22 protein-coding genes and 1 pseudogene are annotated in these 24,742 nt (G+C 58.6%); 8 read left to right on the forward strand and 15 right to left on the reverse strand.

The window, feature by feature from the left end:
- Positions 1-91: 91 nt before the first annotated feature.
- Both ABH912_RS13530 and ABH912_RS13535 read left to right on the forward strand, forming a co-directional pair.
- Positions 92-3,022: a hypothetical protein gene (locus ABH912_RS13530; protein WP_429510892.1), complete on the forward strand. Its 2,931-nt coding sequence runs from the start codon at positions 92-94 to the stop codon at positions 3,020-3,022.
- A gap of 263 nt (positions 3,023-3,285) precedes the next feature.
- Positions 3,286-3,702 carry a GNAT family N-acetyltransferase gene (locus ABH912_RS13535; protein WP_033056801.1) on the forward strand — a complete coding sequence of 139 codons (417 nt, stop codon included), beginning with the start codon at positions 3,286-3,288 and terminating at the stop codon, positions 3,700-3,702.
- Between the two features lie 12 nt (positions 3,703-3,714).
- Here ABH912_RS13535 and def read toward each other — a convergent pair whose 3' ends face one another.
- From def to ABH912_RS13550, 3 genes are all read right to left on the reverse strand, one after another.
- The gene (gene def, locus ABH912_RS13540) at positions 3,715-4,254 is read right to left on the reverse strand and encodes a peptide deformylase (protein WP_033056803.1); all 540 of its coding nucleotides are present in this window, start codon (positions 4,252-4,254) and stop codon (positions 3,715-3,717) included.
- Positions 4,251-5,210: a YihY/virulence factor BrkB family protein gene (locus ABH912_RS13545; RefSeq protein WP_033056804.1), complete on the reverse strand. Its 960-nt coding sequence runs from the start codon at positions 5,208-5,210 to the stop codon at positions 4,251-4,253. Before ABH912_RS13545 ends, def begins: the two co-directional genes overlap by 4 nt.
- A gap of 170 nt (positions 5,211-5,380) precedes the next feature.
- On the reverse strand, positions 5,381-5,572 hold the full coding sequence (locus ABH912_RS13550) for a CsbD family protein (protein WP_033056805.1): 192 nt from the start codon (positions 5,570-5,572) through the stop codon (positions 5,381-5,383).
- A 198-nt stretch (positions 5,573-5,770) separates the two neighbouring features.
- Between ABH912_RS13550 and ABH912_RS13555 the strand changes: the two genes are divergently transcribed.
- Positions 5,771-6,148, forward strand: coding sequence for a hypothetical protein (locus ABH912_RS13555; RefSeq protein ID WP_033056806.1), 378 nt, complete (start codon positions 5,771-5,773; stop codon positions 6,146-6,148).
- Positions 6,149-6,340: 192 nt separating this feature from the next.
- On the opposite strand, the gene fadD1 is transcribed toward ABH912_RS13555, so the two are convergent.
- Both fadD1 and fadD2 read right to left on the reverse strand, forming a co-directional pair.
- Positions 6,341-8,041, reverse strand: a complete 1,701-nt coding sequence (fadD1, locus tag ABH912_RS13560; RefSeq protein ID WP_429510893.1) for a long-chain-fatty-acid--CoA ligase FadD1 — start codon at positions 8,039-8,041, stop codon at positions 6,341-6,343.
- A 348-nt stretch (positions 8,042-8,389) separates the two neighbouring features.
- Positions 8,390-10,078: a long-chain-fatty-acid--CoA ligase FadD2 gene (fadD2, locus tag ABH912_RS13565; RefSeq protein WP_429510895.1), complete on the reverse strand. Its 1,689-nt coding sequence runs from the start codon at positions 10,076-10,078 to the stop codon at positions 8,390-8,392.
- Positions 10,079-10,323: 245 nt separating this feature from the next.
- Here fadD2 and ABH912_RS13570 point away from each other — a divergent pair, with 245 nt between their 5' ends.
- Together ABH912_RS13570 and ABH912_RS13575 are read left to right on the forward strand one after the other, a co-directional pair.
- Positions 10,324-11,268, forward strand: coding sequence for a lysophospholipase (locus tag ABH912_RS13570; protein ID WP_429510896.1), 945 nt, complete (start codon positions 10,324-10,326; stop codon positions 11,266-11,268).
- A gap of 41 nt (positions 11,269-11,309) precedes the next feature.
- Positions 11,310-11,780 (forward strand): MaoC family dehydratase, encoded by a 471-nt coding sequence (locus ABH912_RS13575; protein ID WP_033056810.1) that lies wholly within the window; start codon positions 11,310-11,312, stop codon positions 11,778-11,780.
- A gap of 234 nt (positions 11,781-12,014) precedes the next feature.
- Here the strand turns inward: ABH912_RS13575 and ABH912_RS13580 are convergent, their stop codons facing one another.
- The 4 genes from ABH912_RS13580 to ABH912_RS13595 form a co-directional block, all read right to left on the reverse strand.
- On the reverse strand, positions 12,015-12,884 hold the full coding sequence (locus ABH912_RS13580) for an efflux RND transporter periplasmic adaptor subunit (protein WP_429510897.1): 870 nt from the start codon (positions 12,882-12,884) through the stop codon (positions 12,015-12,017).
- A gap of 10 nt (positions 12,885-12,894) precedes the next feature.
- Positions 12,895-13,101 (reverse strand): DUF1656 domain-containing protein, encoded by a 207-nt coding sequence (locus tag ABH912_RS13585; protein ID WP_429510898.1) that lies wholly within the window; start codon positions 13,099-13,101, stop codon positions 12,895-12,897.
- Positions 13,088-15,076 (reverse strand): FUSC family protein, encoded by a 1,989-nt coding sequence (locus ABH912_RS13590; protein ID WP_429510899.1) that lies wholly within the window; start codon positions 15,074-15,076, stop codon positions 13,088-13,090. Before ABH912_RS13590 ends, ABH912_RS13585 begins: the two co-directional genes overlap by 14 nt.
- Positions 15,077-15,233: 157 nt before the next feature.
- The gene (locus ABH912_RS13595; RefSeq protein ID WP_429510900.1) at positions 15,234-15,701 is read right to left on the reverse strand and encodes a PA2169 family four-helix-bundle protein; all 468 of its coding nucleotides are present in this window, start codon (positions 15,699-15,701) and stop codon (positions 15,234-15,236) included.
- 203 nt (positions 15,702-15,904) lie between these two features.
- On the opposite strand from ABH912_RS13595, the gene ABH912_RS13600 reads away from it, so the two are divergent.
- Together ABH912_RS13600 and ABH912_RS13605 are read left to right on the forward strand one after the other, a co-directional pair.
- Entirely contained in the window at positions 15,905-16,141 is a 237-nt protein-coding gene (locus tag ABH912_RS13600) for a DUF3820 family protein (protein WP_429510901.1), read from the forward strand.
- Between the two features lie 36 nt (positions 16,142-16,177).
- The gene (locus ABH912_RS13605; RefSeq protein WP_429510902.1) at positions 16,178-17,359 is read left to right on the forward strand and encodes an aminotransferase class V-fold PLP-dependent enzyme; all 1,182 of its coding nucleotides are present in this window, start codon (positions 16,178-16,180) and stop codon (positions 17,357-17,359) included.
- Between the two features lie 2 nt (positions 17,360-17,361).
- Here ABH912_RS13605 and ABH912_RS13610 read toward each other — a convergent pair whose 3' ends face one another.
- The 4 genes and pseudogenes from ABH912_RS13610 to zwf all read right to left on the reverse strand — a co-directional run bounded on the left by ABH912_RS13610 (position 17,362) and on the right by zwf (position 21,108).
- The gene (locus ABH912_RS13610) at positions 17,362-18,087 is read right to left on the reverse strand and encodes an intradiol ring-cleavage dioxygenase (RefSeq protein ID WP_429510903.1); all 726 of its coding nucleotides are present in this window, start codon (positions 18,085-18,087) and stop codon (positions 17,362-17,364) included.
- Positions 18,088-18,254: 167 nt separating this feature from the next.
- Entirely contained in the window at positions 18,255-18,920 is a 666-nt protein-coding gene (locus tag ABH912_RS13615; RefSeq protein ID WP_008151112.1) for a bifunctional 4-hydroxy-2-oxoglutarate aldolase/2-dehydro-3-deoxy-phosphogluconate aldolase, read from the reverse strand.
- A 17-nt stretch (positions 18,921-18,937) separates the two neighbouring features.
- Positions 18,938-19,651, reverse strand: coding sequence for a 6-phosphogluconolactonase (gene pgl, locus ABH912_RS13620; protein ID WP_033056816.1), 714 nt, complete (start codon positions 19,649-19,651; stop codon positions 18,938-18,940).
- Positions 19,638-21,108 (reverse strand): annotated as a pseudogene (gene zwf / locus ABH912_RS13625) (glucose-6-phosphate dehydrogenase). The gene pgl and the pseudogene zwf overlap by 14 nt, the downstream one beginning before the upstream one ends.
- Before the next feature lie 243 nt (positions 21,109-21,351).
- Between zwf and ABH912_RS13630 the strand changes: the two are divergent.
- Entirely contained in the window at positions 21,352-22,212 is an 861-nt protein-coding gene (locus ABH912_RS13630; protein ID WP_177318169.1) for a MurR/RpiR family transcriptional regulator, read from the forward strand.
- Positions 22,213-22,372: 160 nt separating this feature from the next.
- Here the strand turns inward: ABH912_RS13630 and ABH912_RS13635 are convergent, their stop codons facing one another.
- Together ABH912_RS13635 and ABH912_RS13640 are read right to left on the reverse strand one after the other, a co-directional pair.
- A complete protein-coding gene (locus ABH912_RS13635; protein WP_033056818.1) occupies positions 22,373-23,230 on the reverse strand; it encodes a D-hexose-6-phosphate mutarotase in 858 nt (285 codons plus the stop codon).
- A 108-nt stretch (positions 23,231-23,338) separates the two neighbouring features.
- Positions 23,339-24,685 carry a carbohydrate porin gene (locus ABH912_RS13640; protein ID WP_033056819.1) on the reverse strand — a complete coding sequence of 449 codons (1,347 nt, stop codon included), beginning with the start codon at positions 24,683-24,685 and terminating at the stop codon, positions 23,339-23,341.
- Between the last annotated feature and the right edge of the window lie 57 nt (positions 24,686-24,742).

Consider the following 24,742-nt stretch of genomic DNA (forward strand, 5'->3'; position numbering starts at 1 on the left):
TCTGACAGTAGCGGTGGAACCTTGGCCAAGCGCCTCATGTTTCCACGTCGATTCCGTCGACGGCAGATCATGACTCGACAGGAGCCAAGACATGAGCCTTTACATTCCACGATCAGAAAATCTCAGCGAATTCATTGACACGTCCGACTCGGCAGCGCTATCGCCGCTTAAGGTTGGCGGCATGATTGAAAACGTGGTCGACGCCGACTTCGCCTTGGGCATTGATCAGCTCAGGAACGGCGCAGTGTGCGCAATCGACCATTACCTGAATATGGCGGTAGGTGACACTGTCGAATTGTTTTTTACGTCCCAGGATCGTGCCGACGCTTACAAATTCATCCGCAAGGAAGACATCGATAATCCCGACGGGCGCATTGTCTTCACTATCTCTCGGTCGAGCTTCATCTCCAGGACGTACGAAAACGTTCACTACCGGGTCACGCGCTTCAGCGGCTCACCCGAGAACTCTCCACTTCAAAAGGTCCTGGTGTTGTTGACTCGCCCCGGCGGTGTCGACAAAAACTCGGACCCCATCAGTCATTCGGAACTGCATCAGACCCTGGAGCCCGACGTGGCCGAGCGCGGCATTGACGCAGAGCGCGCCAAGGCGGGCACCTGGGTGACGATTGAGCCTTACCCGTTCTTGCGTGTACGCGACAGAATCGAATTGAAGTGGGGCACCGAGTCGCTGCGTCATGTCGTCACCAAAGAACAGGCCGAAGCCCCCAATAGCAACCCGATCAAGATCTTCGTCAGCAGGACCGTCATCGAAAACGCCGGCAGCTCGAACAAGCTGCCGGTCATGTTCAAACCGATTGACGAAGCCAACAACCTGCCCGATGAAAACGGCCCGTGGTCAACTCCTTCCTACGTGGATGTCGATCTGGATGACTCGAAACTGGTCGAACCCTTTGTCGAAAAAGCCGACTACATCACCGGCGAGATCGACCTCAAGGCCTTGAACGGCGAGGACGTGAAGGTCGAGGTCCAGACCAATCGTCAGCATTACACACCAGGGAGCCGAATCTACCTGACCTGGGCAGGCGAAACCGTTGACGGCACACCGGTCTCGCAGACGTTCGAGATCCCTGTCGACGTCCCCGGCCGGACGTATGAAGCCTTTGTCAGCTATGAAAATGTCAAAAACATTCCCTTCGGCCGGGCCACCGTTTCCTACGAGGTGCAGACCGACAAAGGTCGGCTCTATTCGAAAAAGACCTTTGTGCGCGTCGTCGGTCAGCTCAATGCCTTGCTCGCCCCCACCATCGACAAGGCCAACGGCAACTATTTGCCGCCGAACCTGAGCAAAGTCACCGCCACTATCGCGTACTACCCTGGGCGTACCGCCAACGATCTGGTGATCCTATTCATCAGCGCCGTGCGGCCCGGCGGCGATACCGAGCTGTACGAGGATGCGCGACTGGTCGGTGACTTACCGCCCGGCCTGCCGATTCTCCGGGATATCCAGAAAGCAGATCTCGATCGTTTCGACGGACTTAACATCACGGTTCTGTATGAGATTCATACCACCAGTGTGCGAACGTCCGACGCGTTGAAACTGACCGTCGGCGAGCCAAGGAAAGAACTGCCGCCGCCGGATCTGGAAGGCGCAACGGAGGACAACGTGTACGATCCGGTCCCTGATCGCGAAGTGATTTATCGGATACCGCTGATCCTGACCATAACCAAAGATAAGGGCTCGTGGTATTTCCAGGGCGTGAATCAGGCGGCCAGCACTCAGGGCACGTTCGAACTGATGATCGGATCGTCCGCCAGGCCCATCCGCATCCCGCTGGCCCGCCACTACGTCGACCTCAATCAGGGGCATACCGTCCGGATGTTCTACAACCTGACGCGTGACGGGAAGGTGATTTACTCTGATTTCCGCGAAGTGCGCATTGGCACCCCGCTGCCGACGCTGCTGGAGCCAACCGTGGTAGAGGCGCCGGATCGCATGCTAGACCCGAACCGCTATCAGGACGGATTCACCGTTCGGGTGATGACGTCGACATTCGAACCGGATGACGCCATCGAACTGACTGTTCACGGACGTCCGGGAGATGGCTCGACGACTCCAGAACGCAAGAGGGTCAACGGCCAGGCGTCTGTGGATTTCAATGTTCCTGCCGCCATTACCGGCGCCAATCTGAAAACGGTGGTGGATATCAGCTACAAAGTGATTCGGTTGGGGCAGGAAACGCCGTCGAAAACCCTTGAACTGAGCATTGGCGCATTGTTGCAGCAGAGCATGCCGAGACCGTTGATCGAGGGGTTCGTCGGAGAACTGCTGCAAATCGGTTCAATCAAGGCCAACACCAAGGTGCTGAGCGACAAGTGGCCGTTCCAGCGCTCCGGCCTCCCGATCTGGTTAAGTTATGTGGAAAGCAGAACCGACGGAACTACGCGCTCCAGAGAGCAGTTCGTGGGCACGTCACATGATCAGGGGGCGGGACTGAGTTATACGACCGAGGTGCAGTGGCTGCGGGAGTGCAAGGCGGATTCGAAGCTGGCGATTGTTTTAAAGGTGGGGTTGTTTAAAGAGGCTACGGTGAGTGATGCGGTGGAGTGTCAGGCCAGGGTTTATACGGTCAAGACGGGGCTGGACAAACTAACAACCTTTACCGATTTCGATTGGGACCAATGGACATTGCTCGAAGATTATTACAGAGCACAAATATCACTTTTAGCAGGGGAGTATTTTGTAGAGTCAATAAGACCTGCTAATGGCACTCACTATGTGCAAATGCGAAAAATCTTCCAGGACATCAAGATTGGTGAGCAGTATCAGTTCTCTTTTGACTACCGAGTGGCAGTCAACTCGACCTTTCATATCACACAAAACGGTACGCTGGTCCAAATCATCACCATCCCGGGAGGCAGCGGATGGCAGTCCAGAAGCGTCAGTTTCTACTCAGGGACGACGCAAACAGCGTCACCCATGACAGTAGCTTTCTATGTAGGTGGCTCGGTTAATGTTGTGCAAATAGATAACATTCGTCTAAGGGAAATTGCGCATAGCTAGCCTTAGGTCTTCAGCCATTACGGTGTCCCGTAATGGCTGTTTTTGGCTTTCAATGACCGAACACATCCACCTTCTTGGCCTTCTTGTCCGCGCGCTTTTCATCGGCGGTTTTTGCCGGTTTCTTCTTTGCCGCTTTTTTTGAATCCATGCCTTTGGCCATGATACGTACTCCACTCATACGGGATGTGAGATCAGGTATACACCTATCCCTGCGCGCGCGTTCTTTTATAATCGCCCGCTTTGCGCACCGACAGTCGAAGACCATGCCCAACACCCAGTACACCTTGCTCGCCGAGCCTTTATGGCCCTTGATGAACAAGTTTTATCGCGCTCACCAATCCTCGATGAAAGCCGTTCGCGACGCTCAACTCTGGGTGGCCAGGCGCGAGGAGATCATTGGCGCACTGTGTTTGCGACCGGTGGCGGACGGGCATTGGCTGACGGGTTTGTTTGTCGATCCGGCCTGCCGTGAACAGGGCATCGCTGCGGCGCTGATCGCCGAGGCGCTCAAGGAGCTTGAAGGCCCGGTGTGGCTGTTTTGTCATCCGGACTTGCGCGGGTTTTATGAACGTCGCGGTTTTACCTTCGACCCGCCACTGCCCTACTCCATGGCGGAACGCTTGAGCCGTTATGCGCGGAGCAAACCGATGATCGCCATGGGGTTGGAAGCCTCTGGATGACTCAGAAAGGCGTCAGTCGTCTGCAGCAGGATCGAGATCCGGGAACATCACGTCGGTAAACCCGAACTTGCTGAAGTCACTGATGCGCGACGGGTATAAGCGGCCGATCAGGTGATCGCATTCATGCTGCACTACGCGCGCATGGAATCCCGAGGCGATGCGCACGATCGGATTGCCCTTGGGGTCGAAACCTTCGTACCGGATGTGCTGATAGCGATCCACCGCGCCGCGCAGGCCGGGCACCGACAGGCAGCCTTCGAAACCCTCTTCCAGCGTCGGGCTCAACGGTGTGATCAGCGGGTTGATCAGAATCGTCTGCGGCACCGCTTCGGCGTCTGGATAGCGTTCGCTGTGCTCGAAACCGAAGATCACCAGTTGCAGGTCGACGCCGATCTGCGGCGCAGCCAGGCCGACCCCGCCGACGCTTTCCATGGTCTGGAACATGTCGTCGATCAGTTGCCACAGCTCGGGGCTGTCGAACATTTCGGCCGGTACCGGCGGGGCGATGCGCAGCAGGCGCTCGTCGCCCATTTTCAGGATTTCACGGATCATTTGATGACTTCGTCAGTGGTCGGCTTGATCGAGTGGTCCCGACCCAGTCCAGAAACGTGGAGTTTGGGTTCTTCGTGGGCGAGTTCGCCGGGGACTTTTTCGCCATCATTCTTGCCCTCGGACGACATGTGCTCAATCACGGCATTCATCTCCGCGCCGAGCAACAGCACCGCGGCGGAAATGTAGAAGTACAGCAACAGCACGATGATCGCGCCGATACTGCCATACATGGCGTTGTAGTTGGCGAACATCTTGACGTACAGACCGAAACCCAGCGACGCGATGATCCACACCACCACCGCCAGCACCGAGCCTGGGGTGATGAAGCGAAACTCCTGTTTGACGTCGGGCATGACGTAATAAATCAGCGCCACCGCCATCATCAACAGAATCACGACCACCGGCCAGCGCACGATGGTCCAGAGCGTCACTATAAAGTCTTCGAGGCCGACTTGCGAGGCGATCCAGGCCATCACCTGCGGCCCGAGCACCATCAGCGCAGCGGCGATCAACAGCATGCCGGCGATGCCGACGGTGTAGATAATCGACAGCGGAAAGCGCTTCCACGCCGGCCGACCTTCAACCACGTCGTAGGCGGCGTTCATCGCGCTCATCATCAGCCGCACACCCGCGGATGCAGTCCACAGGGCAATCACGATACCGACCGACAGCAAGCCACCCTTGGATTGCTGGAGCTGGTCGATGACCGGGTTCACCTGCTCCAGCGCCTGGGGCGGCAGGACCAGTTCCGATTGCAGGCGCAGCCAGGAGAAGAAATCAGGAAGGTGCAGGAAACCGATCAGGGCGATCAGGAACAGAATGAAGGGAAACAGCGAGAACAGCATTTGATAGGCCAACGCCGAGGCATAGGTCGACATCTCGTCGTCGACGAACTCGGTGATCGTGCGCACCATGACACGGTGCAGGCGCAGACCTTTCATGTGTGGGAAAAACATTAGCGTCTCCGTTCGCCGTAAAAAGGTTGAAGTCGTGGCGACTCAGGGGCCGTTTTCTACATCAAAGTAGCCTACTTGGCGAGTTTGAAACAATTTCCTTGTGCAAGTTCAGGCTGACACAAAAACGGCCATCCGCGGATGGCCGTTACTGTTGCTCATCAAAGGCCGGATCACGCCTTGTCGATGCCTTTTTTGAGAGCATCCTTGGCTTTGCCGACCGCTTGCTGGACTTCGCCTTTCTTTTCCTGCACGACGCCTTCGGCGCGCATTTTGTCGTTACCGGTAGCCTTGCCGACGCCTTGCTTGACGTTGCCGACGGCTTCGTTGGCCATGCCTTTTACTTTATCGCCAGTGCTGCTCATGGTGTTTCTCCTGTGAACCATTCAACGGGAAAGTCGTTACACAAGGTTGACCGGAGGCGTTTGCGCGGAGTTTCATTTATTTTCACGGCGACATTTCATCGTTCAGTGCAGGTTGGGCTTTATGTTTGCCCACCAACCCCCGAGAATGCGCAACGTATTCAGGCCATGGCGCTGAAGATCCAATCCCGTAGGAATGTTATGAAACTCGATAAAAAGCAGGCCATTGCCCGCAGAAACCAGGAACTTGGCGGTGCTGTGCTTGGCGTCAACAACTGCCATTTCACCGAATTGAACCGCAACCGTAATATCTGGTGGTTCGATATTCCGGTCGCACGCCTGGCCATTGGTCAGTACGAGTGGGTTCACCTGCTGATGCACACCCCGGATACCGACGAACTGCTGCACCTGAAAGTGCCGACGGTATTCCTGCGCGAGAAGCTCGAAGGTCTGGTGGTGCGCAACGAAGGTAAACGCAAAGCGGCCTTGAGCCTGGAACTGAGCGCCGACAAGGACTCGTACCTCCAGGACATGCGCCCGGCGGGTACCAACGTCAATTTCGCGCAGTTCCGCCTCTGAATAGCACTGAGCACCTGTGGCGAGGGAGCTTGCTCCCGCTCGACTGCAAAGCAGTCGCTATCCAGGCGATGGAGATACATCAAAAGTATCGCAGTGTCTGATCTGGGGCCGCTTCGCAGCCCAGCGGGAGCAAGCTCCCTCGCCACAAGAGCACCAACAAAAAGCCCCGCATCTGCGGGGCTTTTTTTTTTGTTACGCGCTGACCTTCTTGACGCCGAGCTTCTTCAGCTCTTCGTCGCGCAACTCGCGGCGCAGGATCTTGCCGACGTTGGTGGTCGGCAGCGCGTCGCGGAACTCCACGGAGCGCGGAACCTTGTAACCGGTGACGTTGGCGCGCATGTGCTCCATCACCTGTTCCTTGGTCAGGGTCACGCCCGGTTTGGCGACGATGAAGATCTTGATCGCCTCGCCCGACTTCTCGTCCGGCACGCCGATGGCTGCGCATTGCAGCACGCCCGGCAGGGTCGCGAGTACGTCTTCCAGTTCATTCGGGTACACGTTGAAACCGGAGACCAGGATCATGTCTTTCTTGCGATCGACGATGCGCATGTAACCGTCAGGCTGGATCAGCGCGATGTCACCGGTCTTCAACCAGCCTTCGCTGTCGAGGATTTCATCGGTGGCGTCCTGACGCTGCCAGTAGCCCTTCATCACTTGCGGACCTTTCACACACAGCTCGCCGATGTCGCCTAACGGCTGTTCAACGCCAGCATCGTCGATGACTTTGCACAGGGTCGACGGCACCGGAATGCCGATGGTGCCGATCTGGATGTTCTGGATCGGGTTGACGGTGGCCACCGGGCTGGTTTCGGTCATGCCGTAACCTTCGCAGATGGCGCAACCGGTGACCGCTTTCCAGCGCTCGGCCGCAGCCAGTTGCAGGGCCATGCCACCGGACAGGGTGACTTTCAGTGCCGAGAAGTCCAGCTTGCGGAAGCCTTCGTTGTTGCACAGCGCCACGAACAGCGTGTTGAGGCCGACGAAACCGCTGAATTTCCACTTCGACAGTTCCTTGACCATCGCCGTCAAATCGCGCGGGTTGCTGATCAGGATGTTGTGGTTGCCGATCAGCATCATCGCCATGCAATGAAAGGTGAAGGCATAGATGTGGTACAGCGGCAGCGGCGTGATCAGGATCTCGCAACCTTCATTGAGGTTGGAACCCATCAGCGCCTTGCACTGCAGCATGTTGGCCACCAGGTTGCGGTGGGTCAGCATCGCGCCCTTGGCCACGCCGGTGGTGCCGCCGGTGTATTGCAGCACGGCAACGTCGCTGCTGGCCGGGTTGGCTTCAGCGACTGGCTGGCCGTGGCCCTTGCTCAGTACGTCGTTGAACTTGATGGCCTTGGGCAAGTGATACGCCGGGACCATCTTCTTCACGTACTTGATGACGCTGTTGACCAGCAGGCGCTTGAGCGGCGGCAGCAGGTCGGCCACTTCGGTGACGATCACGTGCTTGACGCCGGTTTTCGGCACGACGAGCTGGGCCAGGTGCGCCATGTTGGCCAGGCAGACCAGGGCTTTGGCACCGGAGTCGTTGAATTGGTGTTCCATTTCCCGCGCGGTGTACAGCGGGTTGGTGTTGACCACGATCAGCCCGGCGCGGATGGCACCGAAGACGGCGACCGGGTACTGCAACACGTTGGGTAACTGCACGGCGATTCGATCGCCCGGCTTCAAGTCGGTATGCTGTTGCAGGTACGCGGCAAAGGCACCGGACAATTCGTACAGTTCACCGTAGGTGATTGTCTTGCCCAGGTTGCTGAACGCCGGTTTGTCGGCAAAGCGTTGGCAGGACTGCTTCAACACCGCCTGAATATTCGGATACTCGTCCGGATTGATGTCGGCAGCAATCCCGGCAGGGTACTTATCCTTCCAAAAGTCTTCGATCATGGAAGCCCACTCCTCAGCAACGCGAATTCATCACCGCATTTGATGCGATTATTATTGGTGTATGTTTTTTTATTGGTGTCTGTGTGTTGGTGAGTCTGGCTTTATATATAGGCCGAGAAGTCACAAAGCGCGCCGAGAGTAGCAGCTTTGCCAGAGGCCGACTAGAGCCAAAAACAGCCTCTACAGTCACATTTGTGACTCAAGACCAATCAATGGTCTTTTTTAGAGCAAAGATTCTATACAGGCTTTAAGCCCTCTAAAACAGGGGTTACAGCCAAACTGCGAAGACAAAAAAAGGGGCGTCCGTATTTGGCCGCCCCTTTTTGATGCTGCGTCGCTAACAATTCATTACGCGATATCGCGCAACTCCCGCCGCAAGATCTTGCCCACCGGCGTCATCGGCAACGACTCACGCAAGACGATGTGCTTGGGCACTTTGTACGCCGTGAAGTTTTCCTTGCAGTAGGCTTTCAGCTCTTCAAGGCTGACACCCGTTTCACGGGCCACCACAAACAGCTTCACCGCCTCCCCCGAACGCTCGTCCGGCACGCCGATCACCGCACAGTTGGCGACTTTCGGGTGAGCCATCACCACGTCTTCAATTTCGTTCGGGTACACGTTGAAGCCCGAGACGATAATCATGTCTTTCTTGCGATCGACGATGCGCACAAAACCGTCCGGGTCGATCACCGCGATGTCACCGGACTTGAACCAGCCTTCGGCATCCAGCACTTCGGCGGTGGCTTCGGGTTTCTGCCAGTAACCCTTCATGATCTGCGGGCCCTTGATGCACAGTTCGCCGCGCTCGCCCAGCGCCTGCTCGACGCCTTCATCGTTGATGACCTTCAGCGTGGTGCCCGGCACCGGCAGGCCGACCGTGCCGAGGCGCGACTTGTCGCCGTACGGGTTGGTGCAAGCCACCGGCGAGGTTTCGGTCAGGCCGTAACCTTCGGTGATGCGGCAACCGGTGAGCTGTTCCCAGCGCTCGGCCGTGGCCTTGACCAACGCGGTGCCGCCGGAGTTGGTGAGTTTGAGGCTGGAGAAATCCAGGGTCTTGAAATCCGGGTGGTCCATCAGCGCGACGAACAGGGTGTTGAGCCCCAGCAGCGCCGAGAACCGCCAGTTCTTCAGCTCCTTGATGAAACCGCCGATGTCCCGCGGATTGGTGATCAGTACGTTGTGGTTGCCCGAAACCATCATGCACATGCAATTCGCGGTGAACGCATAGATGTGGTACAGCGGCAGCGGCGCGACCATGACCTCTTGCCCTTCGCGCAACAGCGGCTGGCCGTCATTGCCGAACTGCTCCAGGCACGCCCGCACTTGCTGCATGTTGGCCACCAGGTTGCCGTGGGTCAGCATCGCGCCCTTGGCCAGCCCGGTGGTGCCGCCGGTGTATTGCAGCACAGCGATGTCGTCGAGCCCAACCTTCAGCGGCTTGATGCCCAGGCCCCGGCCCAGGCGCAGCGCGCTCTTGAAGGAAATGGCCTGGGGCAAGGAGTACGCCGGGACCATCTTCTTGACCTTGCTCAACATCGTATTGACCAGCCAGCCTTTGGCGGCGGGCATCAGGTCGCCCATCTTCGCTTCGATCAGGTACTGGATGTCGGTGTCGGGCAGCACTTCCTGGACTTTGGCCCCGAACATGTTCAGGTAGACCAGCGCCCGGGCACCGGAGTCCTTGAACTGATGACGCATCTCCCGCGCGGTGTACAACGGGTTGGTGTTGACCACGATCAGCCCGGCGCGCAAGGCACCGAACACGGCAATCGGGTAATGCAGGACGTTGGGCATCTGCACCGCAATGCGATCCCCCGGCACCAGGTCAGTGTGGGCTTGCAGGTAACCGGCGAACGCTGCGCTGTAGCGTTCCAGTTCGGCGTAGGTCAGGGTTACGCCCATGTTGCTGAATGCCGGGCGGTCAGCAAATTTCTTGCAGGAACGCTCGAACACCTCGATCACCGACTTGTAGGCCCCTTGATCGATGTCCAGGGGCACGCCGGCCGGGCGTTTGTCATTCCAGAAATCAGGTTGCATTGTTCTTGTCCTCTTTACCTGAACCTATCCGGGGCCGCTTTTCTGTCCTTTTTCAAAACAAAGAGCGAAAAAGCGGGTTGCACGGACACTAGCAGCTATGGCGAATCAGGCAAATATGCGCACGGTCGACATTGATCGTGTGAATCTTGCTGCCGTGGCGTGGCCTGATCAGACGGCACGCTTTGGATGCGCTATACAATGCAACGACGTCCATGCCACATGCAGCCCTACGCAAAGGAACCGCCATGATCCACGACACCTTCTGGCTGACCGCGAGCGACCGCAGCCGCCTCTTCGTCAACCAGTGGCTGCCCGCCGCGCCATTAAAAGCAGTGATCCTGCTGGCCCACGGCATGGCGGAACACAGTGGCCGCTACGCGCGTCTGGCGGAAAAACTCTGTGATCAGGGCTACGGTGTGTATGCGCCGGACCTGCGTGGACATGGCAAAACTGCCGAAAACGGGACACTCGGCCATTTCGCCGACGATGACGGTTGGTGCAAGGTGGTCGGCGACCTGGCGAGCCTCAATCAGCACATCGGCCAACAACATCCGGGAGTGCCGATTGTGCTGCTCGGTCACAGCATGGGCAGCTACATCGCCCAGGCCTATCTGCTGCACCACAGCGCCAGCCTGCACGGGGCCGTTCTCAGCGGGTCGAACTTCCAACCGGTGGCGCTCTATCGCGCGGCGCGGCAGATTGCGCGGCTGGAACGCTTGCGCCAGGGCCCGAAGGGTCGCAGCGCGATGATCGAATGGCTGTCGTTCGGCTCGTTCAACAAGAAATTCAAACCAGCGCGCACGCGGTTCGACTGGCTCAGTCGCGACCCGGCGGAGGTCGACCTGTACGCCAACGACCCGCTCTGCGGCTTTCGCTGCACCAATCAGCTGTGGATCGATTTGCTCGGTGGGTTGCAGCAAATCAGCAAAGCGTCCAATCTCGCTCAGATTGATCCGGGCCTGCCGTTGTTGGTGATTGGCGGTGAATGTGATCCGGTGAGCGAAGGCAAGCGTCTGAAAGATCTGGCCCATGCGCTGCAAGCAGCCGGCAGCCGGAGCCTGCAACTGACTATTTACCCGCAGGCGCGGCATGAACTGTTCAACGAGAGCAACCGCGATGAAGTGATCAATGACGTGTTGAGCTGGATCGCCCAGGCGCTGAGCCACCGTCGGCCACCCAGATCGGAATAGTTTTTTCTGAATTTATTTATTCGTGACAGGAATTGAAACAGATGACCCAGGTTACCAACACCCCTTACGAAGCCCTTGAAGTCGGCCAGACCGCCAGCTACAGCAAGACGGTCGAAGAGCGCGACATTCAGTTGTTCGCCGAGATGTCCGGCGACCACAACCCGGTGCACCTGGACGCTGAATTCGCCGCCGCTACCATGTTCAAGGAGCGCATTGCTCACGGCATGTTCAGCGGTGCGCTGATCAGCGCTGCCGTTGCCTGCGAGTTGCCTGGGCCGGGGACTATTTATATCGGTCAGCAAATGAGCTTTCAGAAACCGGTGAAAATTGGCGACACGCTGACCGTGCGTCTGGAGATTCTCGAGAAGCTGCCGAAGTTTCGTGTGCGGATTGCCACTCGCGTATTCAACCAGCGTGATGAGTTGGTCGTGGATGGCGAGGCGGAGATTCTGGCGCCGCGTAAGCAGCAGACGGTGACGTTGGCCAAGCTGCCGGCCATCAGCGTCGGCTGATTCGGGGAGGGGTGTCAGCTGAATCCCCCCCTCACCCTAACCCTCCCGAAACGTCGGACCGCCCCAGAGGGTAGAGGGGACTGACCGAGGTGTTTGGACGAGCTACTGCGACCTGTAATTCCGAGTCGAACTCAGGCTCTGGAAACAACAGAGATCAGCTCCCTTTCCCCCTCTCCCCCGTGGGGAGAGGGCTGGGGTGAGGGGTGGTTCTTAAATCAGGCATCGGTCTAAAACTCACCGCGACCGCTCACCCTCCCCAACCTGCACACTCGCCGTCATCCCCGAACTCAGATTCATCCCTTCCGGCAACTGATCAATCTTGATCCGCACCGGAATCCGCTGCGCCAATCTCACCCAGTTAAACGTCGGCTCCACCTCCGCCAGTAACTGCCCATCCGGCGTGGTATTGCGATCGGTAATCCCGCGACTGATGCTTTCCACATGCCCCTGCAACGCCTCCCCCGCGCTCATCAACCAGACCTTCACCGGATCGCCAACACGAATCCGTGGCAATTTGGTTTCCTCGAAATACGCCTGCACATAGAAAGTCGAATCGTCGATCAACGCCATCACCGATTGCCCGGCATTCACGTAGTTGCCTTCAGCCAGACGCAGGTTGGTGATGTGACCATTGCGTGGCGCATGAACCTGACTACGGGCGAGATTGAGTTCCGCCACCTTGGCTTCGGCCTGGGCTTCGCGCAGTTCGCCACGGGCGATGCCGGCGTTGATTTGCGCGTTTTCACGCAGTTCGGCGCTGATGGCCTGCGGACCGAGGGCAGCGCGACGGCTGGCTTCATGTTCACGCAGATTCAGTTGCTGCTGACGGGTCTGCACCACCGCTTGGGCTTTCTCCAGCGCCGCTTCGAAACGGTCGCGATCAATGCTCAGCAATAAATCGCCGGCCTTGACCTGCTGGTTATCAAAAGCCTTGAGCTCACGCACCCAACCCGAGACATCTGGCGCGATCACCACCACGTCGGCGCGAATCCGCGCATCCCGGGTCCAAGGCGTGAGCATGTAGTACTGCCACAAATGGAAGCCGGCAAAAATCGCCGCCGCCACCAGGCACAAGGTCACCGCGACACGTATGGGTGTACGCATTTCCAACTCCTTATAAAGGTCCGAGGACGACGGTGATCAAGGTCAATACACAGACGTACAAGGCGCAATCAAACAATGCTTCGTGCCAGATCCAGCGGCCCACCGGTGTCAGGCGCAAGAGCATGCGCAAGGCTCCAGTGACGAGCAGCGCCAGCAGCACATAAATCAGAAACGGACTGAGCAGCACGCCACCCACCGACCACTCACACAAGCCCATGGCTTTGCTCCTGTTGACGGCACCATGCGCGCCAGCTGCTTTGCAATTGCAGCACCGCGCCTTGGGCCAGTTTCACCGCATCGCTGGGGGGCAATGCGTACAAGGTCTTCAGAAAGTCTTCACTCGGCTGCGCCAACGCCTCGGCGCGACTGCCAGCCGGACCTTGCTCGAGGATTTTTTGCAGCTGTTCAAGATAACGCCGCTGAGGCGCACTGACCGGTGCCTGTGCCACCGCCAGACTTAAACGCAAATGCAGCAGTTCGTCGCCGATATCCAGGCCGAGCAGGCCATCGTCCCAGCGACTGCGCGCCGGTTCCGGCAACTCGGGATAGTGTCGCGCCAATTGCAGCAAGCGGTCGGCCATGCGCCCGCCAAACCAGCTTTCGGCACCGCGCAGGTTGCGCCGGGTCAGGCGCACCAGATCGTCGAGGGTTGCCGCCAGCAAACGCCGGCCATGCCACGTCGGGTCGCGCAGGATCAACAAATGGAACGCTAGCACGGCGGCGCCAACACCGATCAGCATGGCCTGAGCGCTGTTGAAAAAGGTAGCGACATCAAACTTCATCGTGTTGAGCGGCGATACCAACACAATGAAGTGCAGACAAAACGAGGTGGCCGTGGCGCCGATCTGCGGTTTGGCCATGCCCAATGCACCGAGAAACAACGGCACGCCCATGCCCATGCACAGCAACGCAAAACCACTCCATTGCGGCAGCAGAATCTGTCCGACGAAAAACGCCGCGGGAATCGCCAACAGGATCCCGCGCAGGAAACTCATGCCGATTTGCGCACCGTTCTCGCGACTGGCGAACAGACTGCAAACCACACACGTCAGCACCAACGCACCCGAAGCGGCAGGCCAGGCCGTCGCTAGCCAAAAGCACGAGACCACCAGAAAGGCCAGCGCACTGCGGGTACCGAACATCAGCGCCAATGACAGGTCGCGGTGCGGGGTCAGGGTTCTCGGTGGATCGACCGTTTCCTTGCCCTCCTCCACCGCTTTCAACGCCGCCGTCGCCGCCATGGCGGTATCGACCAGCAAGGTGAAACGGACCAGGCAATAGCTTTGTGCAGAACTGACGTGTGGACCGTGGGAGGCGTCGAGCAACCGCGGCCGCAAGACCTGGAGGGTGGCGGTATCGGAGCCGGCGAGCGCCTCTTGAACCTCGGTCATCCAGGGCAACAGTTGCTCGGCTTCCTGGGGTTCCAATTGCTTCCACTGACGGCGTACCGAACGGGCGATGCGCAGCAGCATCAACAGCTTTTGGCTCAAGCCGCTGATCGCCCGCGCTCGTTGCCGCCCCAGGCTTCCTTCAAACCAGGCATGTTCGCGCTGGGCATCGACGGCGACAATTCTCCCGAGGATTTCCAGCAAGCCTTTACGCGCCTGAGCATCACCAGCCAGGGTCGCACGCGCGGCATTCATCCCGCTTTGCCACGCTGCTCGCGCCTGATCCGCCAGTTGCCGTTCGACCCGCATCGGCCAGAGCAGTGCACTGGCGGCGGTGGCGCAAAGAATGCCCAGGCAGATTTCTGTGCAACGAGCCACGGCTTGATCGAACACCGTCAGCGGATGAGTAATGGCCGGTAGCGCGATGATCGCCACCGTATAACCCGCCAGCACGAATGAATAGGACCAGGCGCTGCGCAGCAAGGTCGAACTCGCCGTACACAACCCCAGCCACAACGCCAAGGCCAACAAAAACAGCCAAGGCGTCTGGGCAAACAACCCCATGAACACCACGGACATGATCGTCCCGACCAGCGTCCCCAGCAATCGCGCCAACCCCTTCTGCACCACCATCCCCGACAAGGGCTGGGCGACGATGAACGCCGTCATCAACGCCCACGCCGGTTGCTCCAGGCCCCAGCGCAATGCCAGCCACAGCGCCAGGCCGCCACCGATCAAGGTCTTGATTGCGAATTGTAAGGCTCGGCGGTCAGGCGCAAACAAAGCCTGCAGGGTGATAGGCACGTAATGGACTCTTGGAAAGACGATTTAACGATAGTCGGGATCGGTTCAGTCACTTGATAAACAAATTATTAGCTAGCTAACTAACATCCGTCCAGTGCTAATTCCCGGACACAAAAAAACGCCAGACTGGCTGGCGTTTCTGACAGACAACGAACGCTTACGAGCGTGCGCGAGCCTGATTACGCAGGGCTTTTACCTGATCGTGATTGCGTTGCACGCCGTGGTACTGACGCTCAACCAGGTCACGAATGCCCACCAGGTTGTGTTTGTTGATTTTTTCCATGGCTTCTTTGTAAGCCTTCAGTGCATGGTCTTCACCCCGCTCGGCTTCGTTCAGCACGGCTTCTTCATCCTTGCCGGTGAACATCGCTTTCACGTCGACCCAGCGACGGTGCAGGTCAGCGCTGACACTGGTGGACGTTTCCGGATCGCCGCCTAGCGAACGCACCTGCGCTTGCAGTTCGGAAGCCGCAGTGGCGCAGTCCGCCGAGCGTTGCACGAACAGGGTTTTGAGTTCAGGGTGTTTGATGTCTTCAGCGCAAGTCTTGAACCCTTCCTGACCGTCTTTGCTGGTTTCAATCAGGTCGTTGAGTACAGAGATGGCTTCTTTATTCATGTCGGTCATTTTCAATTCCTCGCGGGTTGATGAAAGATGCAATAGGTATTGCACCCTGCATGCCAGCTTTGAATTGATAAATTATTTCTTATATTTCAACTGCTTATCGATCAACCCGAAATCTGTATCCGCTTTTTTTGCATGATCTGTCATTTGGCCTGCATGCAGAATGCCTGTATTTTCCAGACTGTTTGAATCAAGACGACTGATTGATGAACCCTGAAAAGCTCGAACTGTTGATTACCCGTGAAATGCCCTTCGGCAAATACAAGGGCCAGATCATTGCCGACCTCCCCGGCCAATACCTGAACTGGTTCGCCCGGGAAGGTTTCCCCCATGGTGAACTCGGCGGCTTGCTGGCCTTGATGCAGGAAATCGATCACAACGGGCTGTCGGAGCTGCTCGAACCGCTACGCGCCAAACATGGCAAACCCGCACCGCGCCATTGACCCGACATCCATACCTGGCCCCTGATTGAGTAGCCCATGCCCGATAACACCCGCCGTGCCCGTGATGAAGCCTTCTGGCGAACCTTTGCCGACCGATATGCGGTTGAACCCGGCCCGGTCAACCTCGAAAACGGGTACTTCGGGCGCATGTCGCGCACGGTAGTCGAGGAATATCAGCGCAATATCGAGCTGATCAATCGCAGCAACTCGGTGCACGTGCGACAACGCTTCGAACAGGGCGAAAGCCTGAAGATTCGCAAACAGCTCGCCGATCTGGTGGGCGTACCCGCCGACACCGTCGCCCTCACCCGCAACGCTTCGGACGGTCTGCAATCGCTGATCCGCAACTACAACCGCCTGACACCGGGCGACCAGGTGCTGATAAGTGATCTGGAATACGACACGGTCAAAGGGGCCATGCGCTGGCTGGCACGTCATCGCGGCGTCGAGGTGATCGAGATCGAACACGCGCACCCCGCCAGTTTCGACAGTTTGCTGACCACTTACCGCGAAGCTTTCGTGCGTTATCCGCGACTCAAACTGATGGCCCTGACCCACGTCACCCATCGCTCCGGGTTGGTGATGCCGGTGCAGGCCATTGCCGCAGCCGCCAGGGAACATGGCATCGACGTGATCCTCGACGGCGCCCATGCGTTCGGCCAACTCGAGTTCAATCTCGATAAACTGGGCATCGCCTTTGCTGGCTACACCCTGCACAAATGGATCGGTGCACCGCTGACGCTGGGCTTCATGTACATCGCCCCCGAGCGCCTGGCGGACATCGACCCGGACATGGGCGAGATGCATTTCCCGGTTACCGATATTCGCGCCCGCACGCCATACAGCACGCCCAACATCCCGGCGCTGCTGACCCTGCCGCTGGTGTTCGAGGAACATCAGGCCATGGGCGGTTCCGCCGCCAAGGGCGCTCGGCTCAATTACCTGCGCAACCGCTGGGTGAGCGCGGTACGCGAGTTGCCGGGGATCGAAGTCATGACCCCGGACGACCCGCGACTGTATTGCGGCATCACCTCGATGCGCTTTACCCGGCATGCCGATCAACAGGTGATGGTCGAGCGGCTGCTCAAGGACTACAACCTGTTTACCGTGGCGCGCAGTGGTGCCGCGAGTGGTCCGTGCATTCGCATCACCCCGGGGCTTACCACCACCGGTGCAGACATGGATCTACTGGTCCGGGCGTTGACCGAACTGCGCTGACGTCACACGGTGTATTTGTCGAAGTCCTCGGGCTTGATCTGCGTCGATACCGCGAAGGTGTCGATGCCGATGGTCGTGTGCCCGAAGTAGCCGTCTTTATTCGAATCTCGACTCAGGCTGTGAACGGTCAGCGTCGAGGCTTCGCCGCCCATGTTTTCATAGAAAAAGTCTTGTTCGTTGGTCCGCGGCGAAACGGCTCGGCCGCGGTACTCCCTGGCGTTGAGTACCGAGCGCGAGGCGACCTCGGGAAAGTAGAGCTGACCGACCCAGGCAACATGTCGCTCTTCCAGGTAATTGTTGCCTTCCATGATGCGTACCACGACGTGAATGTGCAGGGCACGGCCGGCATAGAACCCCGGATAGATCGTGGTAAACCGCACGATGCCGTTTTTGTCCGTGAACTGCCCGCCTCGCAGGTAAGTGTCGTCGTCGGTGCGCGGGATCGAGCCTATGTCGCCGACGTCGACTTCCTTGTCCGGATTGACCTTGGTCCAGCCCGAATACGCCCCGCGTGCATTGCAATGCCAGATATCCACCAGGGCGTCTGTCACCGGCTGCCCCGTCATGGCATCGACGATCGTCAGCCTCAGCACCAAGGGGATGCCATCCATGCCTTCGCTGATGTTTCGTCTGATCAATTTCGGATTTCGGAAATAAGGCCCGGCGATCTGTTCAGGTGAAAGCAGGTAAACCGCTGGTGAGGGTGAAACCGCAGTGTTGTCGTCCATGACGTTCTCTCTTCCATAAGATGAACGCAGGTTAGGGCGGGACGAAACCCGATGTGCGGTAATTATTTATCGCATTGCACGGTTTTCACCGGGCAAAAAAAAACGGTGCACCGACCAAGCGCACCGTAAAGCCGTAGAACACACAACGAAGTGTTTGGTAAAGCCGATCAGTCCAGCAGCGCCAGTGCCTCGGCGGTGCATTCCTGAATGCGGGCCCAGTCGCCGTTCTTGATCCACTCGGGATCAAGCATCCAGCTACCGCCCACGCACATCACGTTTTTCAACGCCATGTAGCTCTTGATGTTGGCCGGGCTGACGCCGCCAGTCGGGCAGAATTTCACTTCGCCGAACGGGCCGCCCAGGGCCTTGATGGCCGCGACACCGCCGCTGACTTCCGCCGGGAACAGCTTGAAGCGGCGATAACCCAGGCCATAGCCTTCCATGATGCCGGAGGCGTTGCTGATGCCCGGCAACAGCGGAATCGGGCTGTTGACGCTGGCTTCCAGCAGGTCACGGGTGATGCCCGGCGTGACGATGAACTGCGAACCGGCCGCTTCGGCAGCCGCCAGCATGTTGCGATCCAGCACAGTACCGGCACCGGTCACCAGTTCCGGGCGTTGCTCGCGCAGAATCTGGATAGCCTTGAGGCCGAACTGTGAACGCAGGGTCACTTCCAGGGCTGTCAGGCCACCGGCCGCGAGGGCGTCGGCCAGCGGCAGGATGTCCTGCTCGCGAGCGATGGTAATCACCGGCAGGATCCGCGCCTTGGCGCAGAGGCTGTCGATCAGGGCAACTTTGTCCGCCATGGAAACGGTCGGGGATGGGGTTGTCATAGCGGCTGTTCCTTGGCTCATGGGCACCAGTAAATCTCTAACGTAGGTTGCAGAAACGCGCGAATCGGCATGGCGGCGACATCATCACCGGCCAATGCGGCACTCAGGGTGGTCAGCTTGGACTGACCGGAAATCGATAGAACGGTGGTCTTGGCCGAGGCCAGCAGCGCGCGGCTCATGGTCAGGCGCTGATGCGGCACGGTCGGCGCCAGCATCGGGTAGCAACGACGTGTGCCGTCGGCTTTCAAGGCATCGCTCAGGTTCGGGCTGTTGGGGAACAGCGAAGCGGTGTGACCGTCGTCGCCCATGCCGAGTATCAGCACGTCGATCGGCGGCAACTCGGCGAGCAAACGGTCCGCCTGCTCGGCTGCCAGCTCAAGGTTCGCGGTAGCGCTGTACAGGCTCAGAAACTGAGCCTTGGCCGCTGGGCCTTGCAACAAATAGCGCTTGAGCAGACCGGCATTGCTGTCGGCGTGTTCAACCGGTACCCAGCGCTCGTCGGCCAGGGTCACCACGACTTTTGACCAGTCCAGCGTCTGCTTGGCCAGGTGCTGGAAAAATGCCACCGGGCTGCGTCCACCGGACACCACCAGCGTCGCGGTGCCGCGCGCGTCGATCGCGTCACTCAGTTGCTTGGCCACATTCAGCGCCAGGCCTTCGGCCAACAACACCGGGCTTTTAAATGCATGGGCGCTGACGCCCTGAGGCAATTGCAAATTAGATATCGCCATACCACGACCTCCCATCCCGCGTGATCAGAGCAATGGAGCTCATCGGCCCCCAGGACCCGGCCGCGTAAGGCTTGGGCGCATCACCGGATTTTTTCCACCCGGCGATCAACTGGTCACACCACTTCCACGCGGCTTCGATTTCATCTTTACGGACAAACAGGTTCTGATTGCCGCGCATCACTTCCAGCAACAACCGCTCGTAGGCATCGGGAATCCGCGCGCTACGCCAGGTGTCGGGAAAAATTCAGCTGCAACGGACCGCTGCGCAGCTGCATGCCCTTGTCCAGGCCTTGTTCTTTGGTCATCACGCGCAAGGAAATGCCTTCGTCCGGTTGCAGGCGGATAATCAGCTTGTTGCTGATTTGCAGGCGCTGCTCGGGAGCGAAGATGTAGTGGGACGGTTCCTTGAAGTGGATGACGATCTGCGACAGCTTCTGCGGCATGCGCTTGCCGGTACGCAGGTAAAACGGCACACCGGCCCAACGCCAGTTGCGGATATCGGCACGCAGCGCAACGAAGGTTTCGGTGTCGCTCTGGGTGTTGGAGTTCGGCTCTTCCAGGTAACCGGGAACCGATTTGCCTTCGCTGTAACCGGCAATGTATTGACCGCGCACCACCTGAGTGGTAAGGCCTTCCGGGCTGATCGGCGCCAGCGCCTTGAGCACTTTGACTTTCTCGTCACGGATGCTGTCAGCAGACAGGTCGGCCGGCGGGTCCATGGCGATCAGGCAGAGCAGTTGCAGGAGGTGATTCTGGATCATGTCCCGCAGCTGGCCGGCCTTGTCGAAGTAACCCCAGCGGCCTTCGATCCCGACTTTCTCAGCCACGGTGATTTCCACGTGGGAGATATAATTCTGGTTCCACTGGGTTTCGAACAGGCTGTTGGCGAAACGCAGGGCGATCAGGTTCTGGACGGTTTCTTTGCCCAGGTAGTGGTCGATGCGGTAGGTGCGGTTCTCCGGGAAGAACTGCGCCACGGCGTCGTTCACCTTGCGCGAGGATTCCAGGTCCGAACCAATGGGTTTTTCCAGCACCACGCGGGTGTTTTCAGTCAGGCCGACCTTCGACAGGTTCTCGCAGATCGCGCCGTAAACGGCGGCCGGTGTCGCGAAGTAGGCAATCACTCGCTGGGCGCTGCCGGCCATTTCGGCCAGGGCGACGTAATCGTCAGCCTTGAGGAAGTCGACGTGCAGGTAACTCAGGCGGGCCAGAAAGCGTTCGACCACGGCTTCGTCCAGCTCTTTGGCGACGACGTAGCGGCGCAGCTCGGAGGCGATGAACGCCAAATGCTCTTGCTCGCTGCCAGGCTCACGGGCCAGCGCGATAATTCGCGTGTCCTCGTGCAAGAGGCCTGCGCCATCGAGCTGATAAAGGGCAGGAAACAGCTTGCGCAGGGCCAGATCGCCAAGGGCGCCGAACAAGGCAAAGGTGCACGGTTCAACCGTAATCGAAGGCATGATGTTTGTTCTTTTATCAAGTTAAGCTACAAATACCTTTTTTCAAGGCATCACTCAAGGGAAAATGTAGTAATAACCACAACATTTTCGCAAAATACAGATTCCGAGTGGTGGACGGTCGGAGCCATCAGTAGGATAGGCCACCGTTTGGGGCCGCATCAAAGGCCCAATTTGCATAGCAACACGCTTGTTTGCATTGCAGATGCACTCTTGTAGGCGAACCAAGGAAACCATATGGACCGCGTGCGAAATTTACTGGAACAGATCCAGAATCGCCTTGAAGACCTGAACAAGGCAGAACGCAAAGTCGCCGAGGTGATCCTGCTCAACCCACAGCAGGCCACCCGGTTCAGCATCGCCGCCCTCGCCCAGGCCTCAAAGGTCAGCGAGCCGACGGTCAACCGTTTCTGCCGTTCGTTCGGCGTCAGCGGCTACCCGGAACTCAAGCTTCAATTGGCGCAGAGCCTGGCCAGCGGCGCGGCGTATGTCAGCCGTGCGGTCGAGGCCGACGACAATCCCGAGGCGTACACCAAGAAGATTTTCGGCAGCGCCATCGCTTCGCTGGACAGTGCCTTGCAGGCGCTGGACCCGAACCTGATCAGCCGCGCCGTCGACCTGTTGATCCAGGCCCGGCAGATCCACTTCTTCGGCCTCGGCGCCTCGGCCCCGGTGGCGCTGGATGCGCAGCACAAGTTCTTCCGCTTCAACCTGGCGGTCACCGCCCACGCCGACGTGCTGATGCAGCGCATGATTGCGTCGGTGGCACACACCGGCGAGTTGTTCGTGATCATTTCCTACACCGGGCGTACCCGCGAACTGGTGGAAGTGGCGCGTATTGCCCGGGAGAACGGTGCTTCGGTGCTGGGTTTGACCGCCGAAGGTTCGCCGCTGGCCAAGGCCAGCACGTTGAGCCTGAACATTCCGCTGCCGGAAGACACCGACATCTATATGCCGATGACGTCGCGGATCATTCAGCTGACCGTGCTGGACGTGCTCGCCACTGGCATGACCTTGCGCCGAGGCGTGGACTTCCAGCCGCATTTGCGCAAGATCAAGGAAAGCCTGAACGCCAGTCGGTATCCGATTGGGGATGAGTTTAACTGAGGCTGCAAGAGCCACCCCTCACCCCAGCCCTCTCCCCATAGGGGAGAGGGGGAAAGGGAGCTGAGCTTCAAGCGTTTCAAATCCTGAGTTCGACTCGGTTATTCAGGTCGATGTAGCTCCAAGAACACCTCGATCAGTCCCCTCTCCCTCCGGGAGAGGGTTAGGGTGAGGGAGTCCGCGCCTGCAAACTCAAATGCGCCCTCTCCCCCGGTGCCAGGCTCAGGCTATCCGTCCCGCCACTCGCGGCTTCCACACAGACAAACTCCGAAATCTCATTCCAGCTCACCCCCAACAACGGCCGCGTGCCCGGATGCCAGACCACCGTGTCCGCATGGTCGCCGGTATCGATGCACAATTCGCGTTGCCAGGCGTGGTCCTTGAGCTGTAATTCGCCGTCATGCTGGAACACCCGCTGACAGCCACCCTCTACCCGCAACTCGCCTTCCTGATGACAAACCTGCCGGTTCAACTGGTCGTAACCCTGCGCCCCGTCGAGGCCAGACAGCGCTATCTCACCGACGTCGCCAATACGCCAATACGCATGCAACGCCTGACTCAATTGGCACGGCAGGCTGTCCTGATGCTCGGTACTCAGGCGTAAATCCATGCGGTCGCCCAAGTGCGCGTGCAGGTCCACTTGCCAGTCGCACAACTGAAGTTGCCAGTGCAGGCGCACGCCATCGTCATCGGCGCTGCTGTCCAGCAGCTTCCAGTCGATCAGCCGTGCCCAACCATGGGAAGGCCAGGCGTTTTCGCTCGGATGACGGCCATACCACGGCCAGCACACCGGAACGCCACCACGTATCGCGCCGACCTGCGGCCACTTCGCCGCGCACCAGAGCCAGGGTTTCTGACCCTTTGGCTGGAAGTGCAGCAACTGCGCCCCCTGCCGACTGAACACCGCCTGACACAGCGGATGGTCGATCACCAGCACGTCGCGCTTCTGATAGCGCTCCCACGCAAACACCGGACGTTCGCGCAAGGATTTGAAGAAGCGTTGTAGCGGATGCTCATGCATGTGCCACGGTCCTGAATATCACCCGGGGTGCGCCGCCCCCAAAAAAAAGCGGACAGCCAAGGCTGTCCGCAAAAATGCGCACATGGAGAAGAGCTTATCGCAACAGCGTTAGAACACCGACTGAATTTTCAGGCCGGCGACCAGCGCGTTGTCGACTTCATCAACACCACCTGGGTGAGTGATGTATTGCAGGTTAGGACGCACGGTCAGCCAGTTGGTAACGTGGAAGCCGTAGTTGATCTCGTAGTTGTACTCGGTGCTACGCAGTGGCGAGAACAGTGGATCTTCATACTCGGTGACACCATTGGCGGCGTTGACCAGTTCGGCGTTTTTCTTCACGTCATCGTTGACATGGATACGGGCGAAACCGATACCCATGTCATCTTTTGGACGTGCATCGAACGGGCCCTTGTACACAAACATCAGCGACTGGTAGTTGTCGACGAAGTTGGTGTCCTTGTCGTGGAAAGTGGCGTTGGCTGCGATGTTCAGACCGCGAGATTTGTCGCCGTTGTGGCTGGTGAGTTGTTGTTGGGCAACAAACCAGTAGCCGTGCTTGCTGTCGTGGCTGCGGTAGGCGTTGCCGCTGGTGGCTGCGTCATTGCCATTGTCATCCTTGCGGACGTCATCGGCATTGGCGGTGCTTTTGTAGTAACCGACACGGTATTCGCCCGGCAGGTTATTCGGGTTAGGCAGCCACACCAGTTCGACTGGCAAAACGGTGCCGGCAGTACCGCTGCCGCTGAGCTTGAAGCCGTTACCGTGCTCCAGTTGCGTCGGGTTCTGGTTATACGCGCCGATCTGCGCATACCACTCAGGCGAGATGTTGTACTTCACGCGAACCGCAGCCTGCATGACCGGCCAGTTGTACCAGATGTTGGTGGCCCAGTTACCCGCTTGGGAACCGCAGAATGCCAGGTTCTGGAACTCGCAAGGGAAGGTGTTGAAGTCCTCGCCTTCACCGAAGTAACCGGCTTTGACGTCCAGTTTACCGTCGAGGAACTGGTGCTTGATCCACAATTGGGTCAGACGGACCATATGGCCTCGGCCGTAGACTTCCTGGGACGAACTCAAGGTGCCGGCACGCGGGTCGCCGACACGGTCATTGGAGATGTTCTGACCGTTACGGTTGGTGAGCTGGATCTTGGCCTGGGTGTTATCCCAGCCCCACAGTTTTTGCAGGTCCAGCGCCACGCCCAGACCAAACTGGTCGGCGTAACGCGCCGTCTTGTCATCATTAAACCCGCCGTGGAGGTTGCCGCCCACTTCACCGACGTAGTCCATCTTGATGTCGATACCCTGCTCGATCAGCTTGGTCCGCTCGCCACCCCAATCACCGGTCATCCATTCCGAATCGGCGCTGAACGCGTCAGCCGCGTGCACGCTACCAGCCAGCATCATTGCCGCAACGGCTGACAACTGGCAGATAAGCTGAGCGTTGTTCTTCTTCTTCATCCCTACATCCTCGTTTTATTGTTATTAACTGTTTTTATTTAACGCGGTGACATCCGG

The organism is Pseudomonas sp. BT76 TE3572, assembly GCF_050435365.1.
Lineage (GTDB): Bacteria > Pseudomonadota > Gammaproteobacteria > Pseudomonadales > Pseudomonadaceae > Aquipseudomonas > Aquipseudomonas fluorescens_W.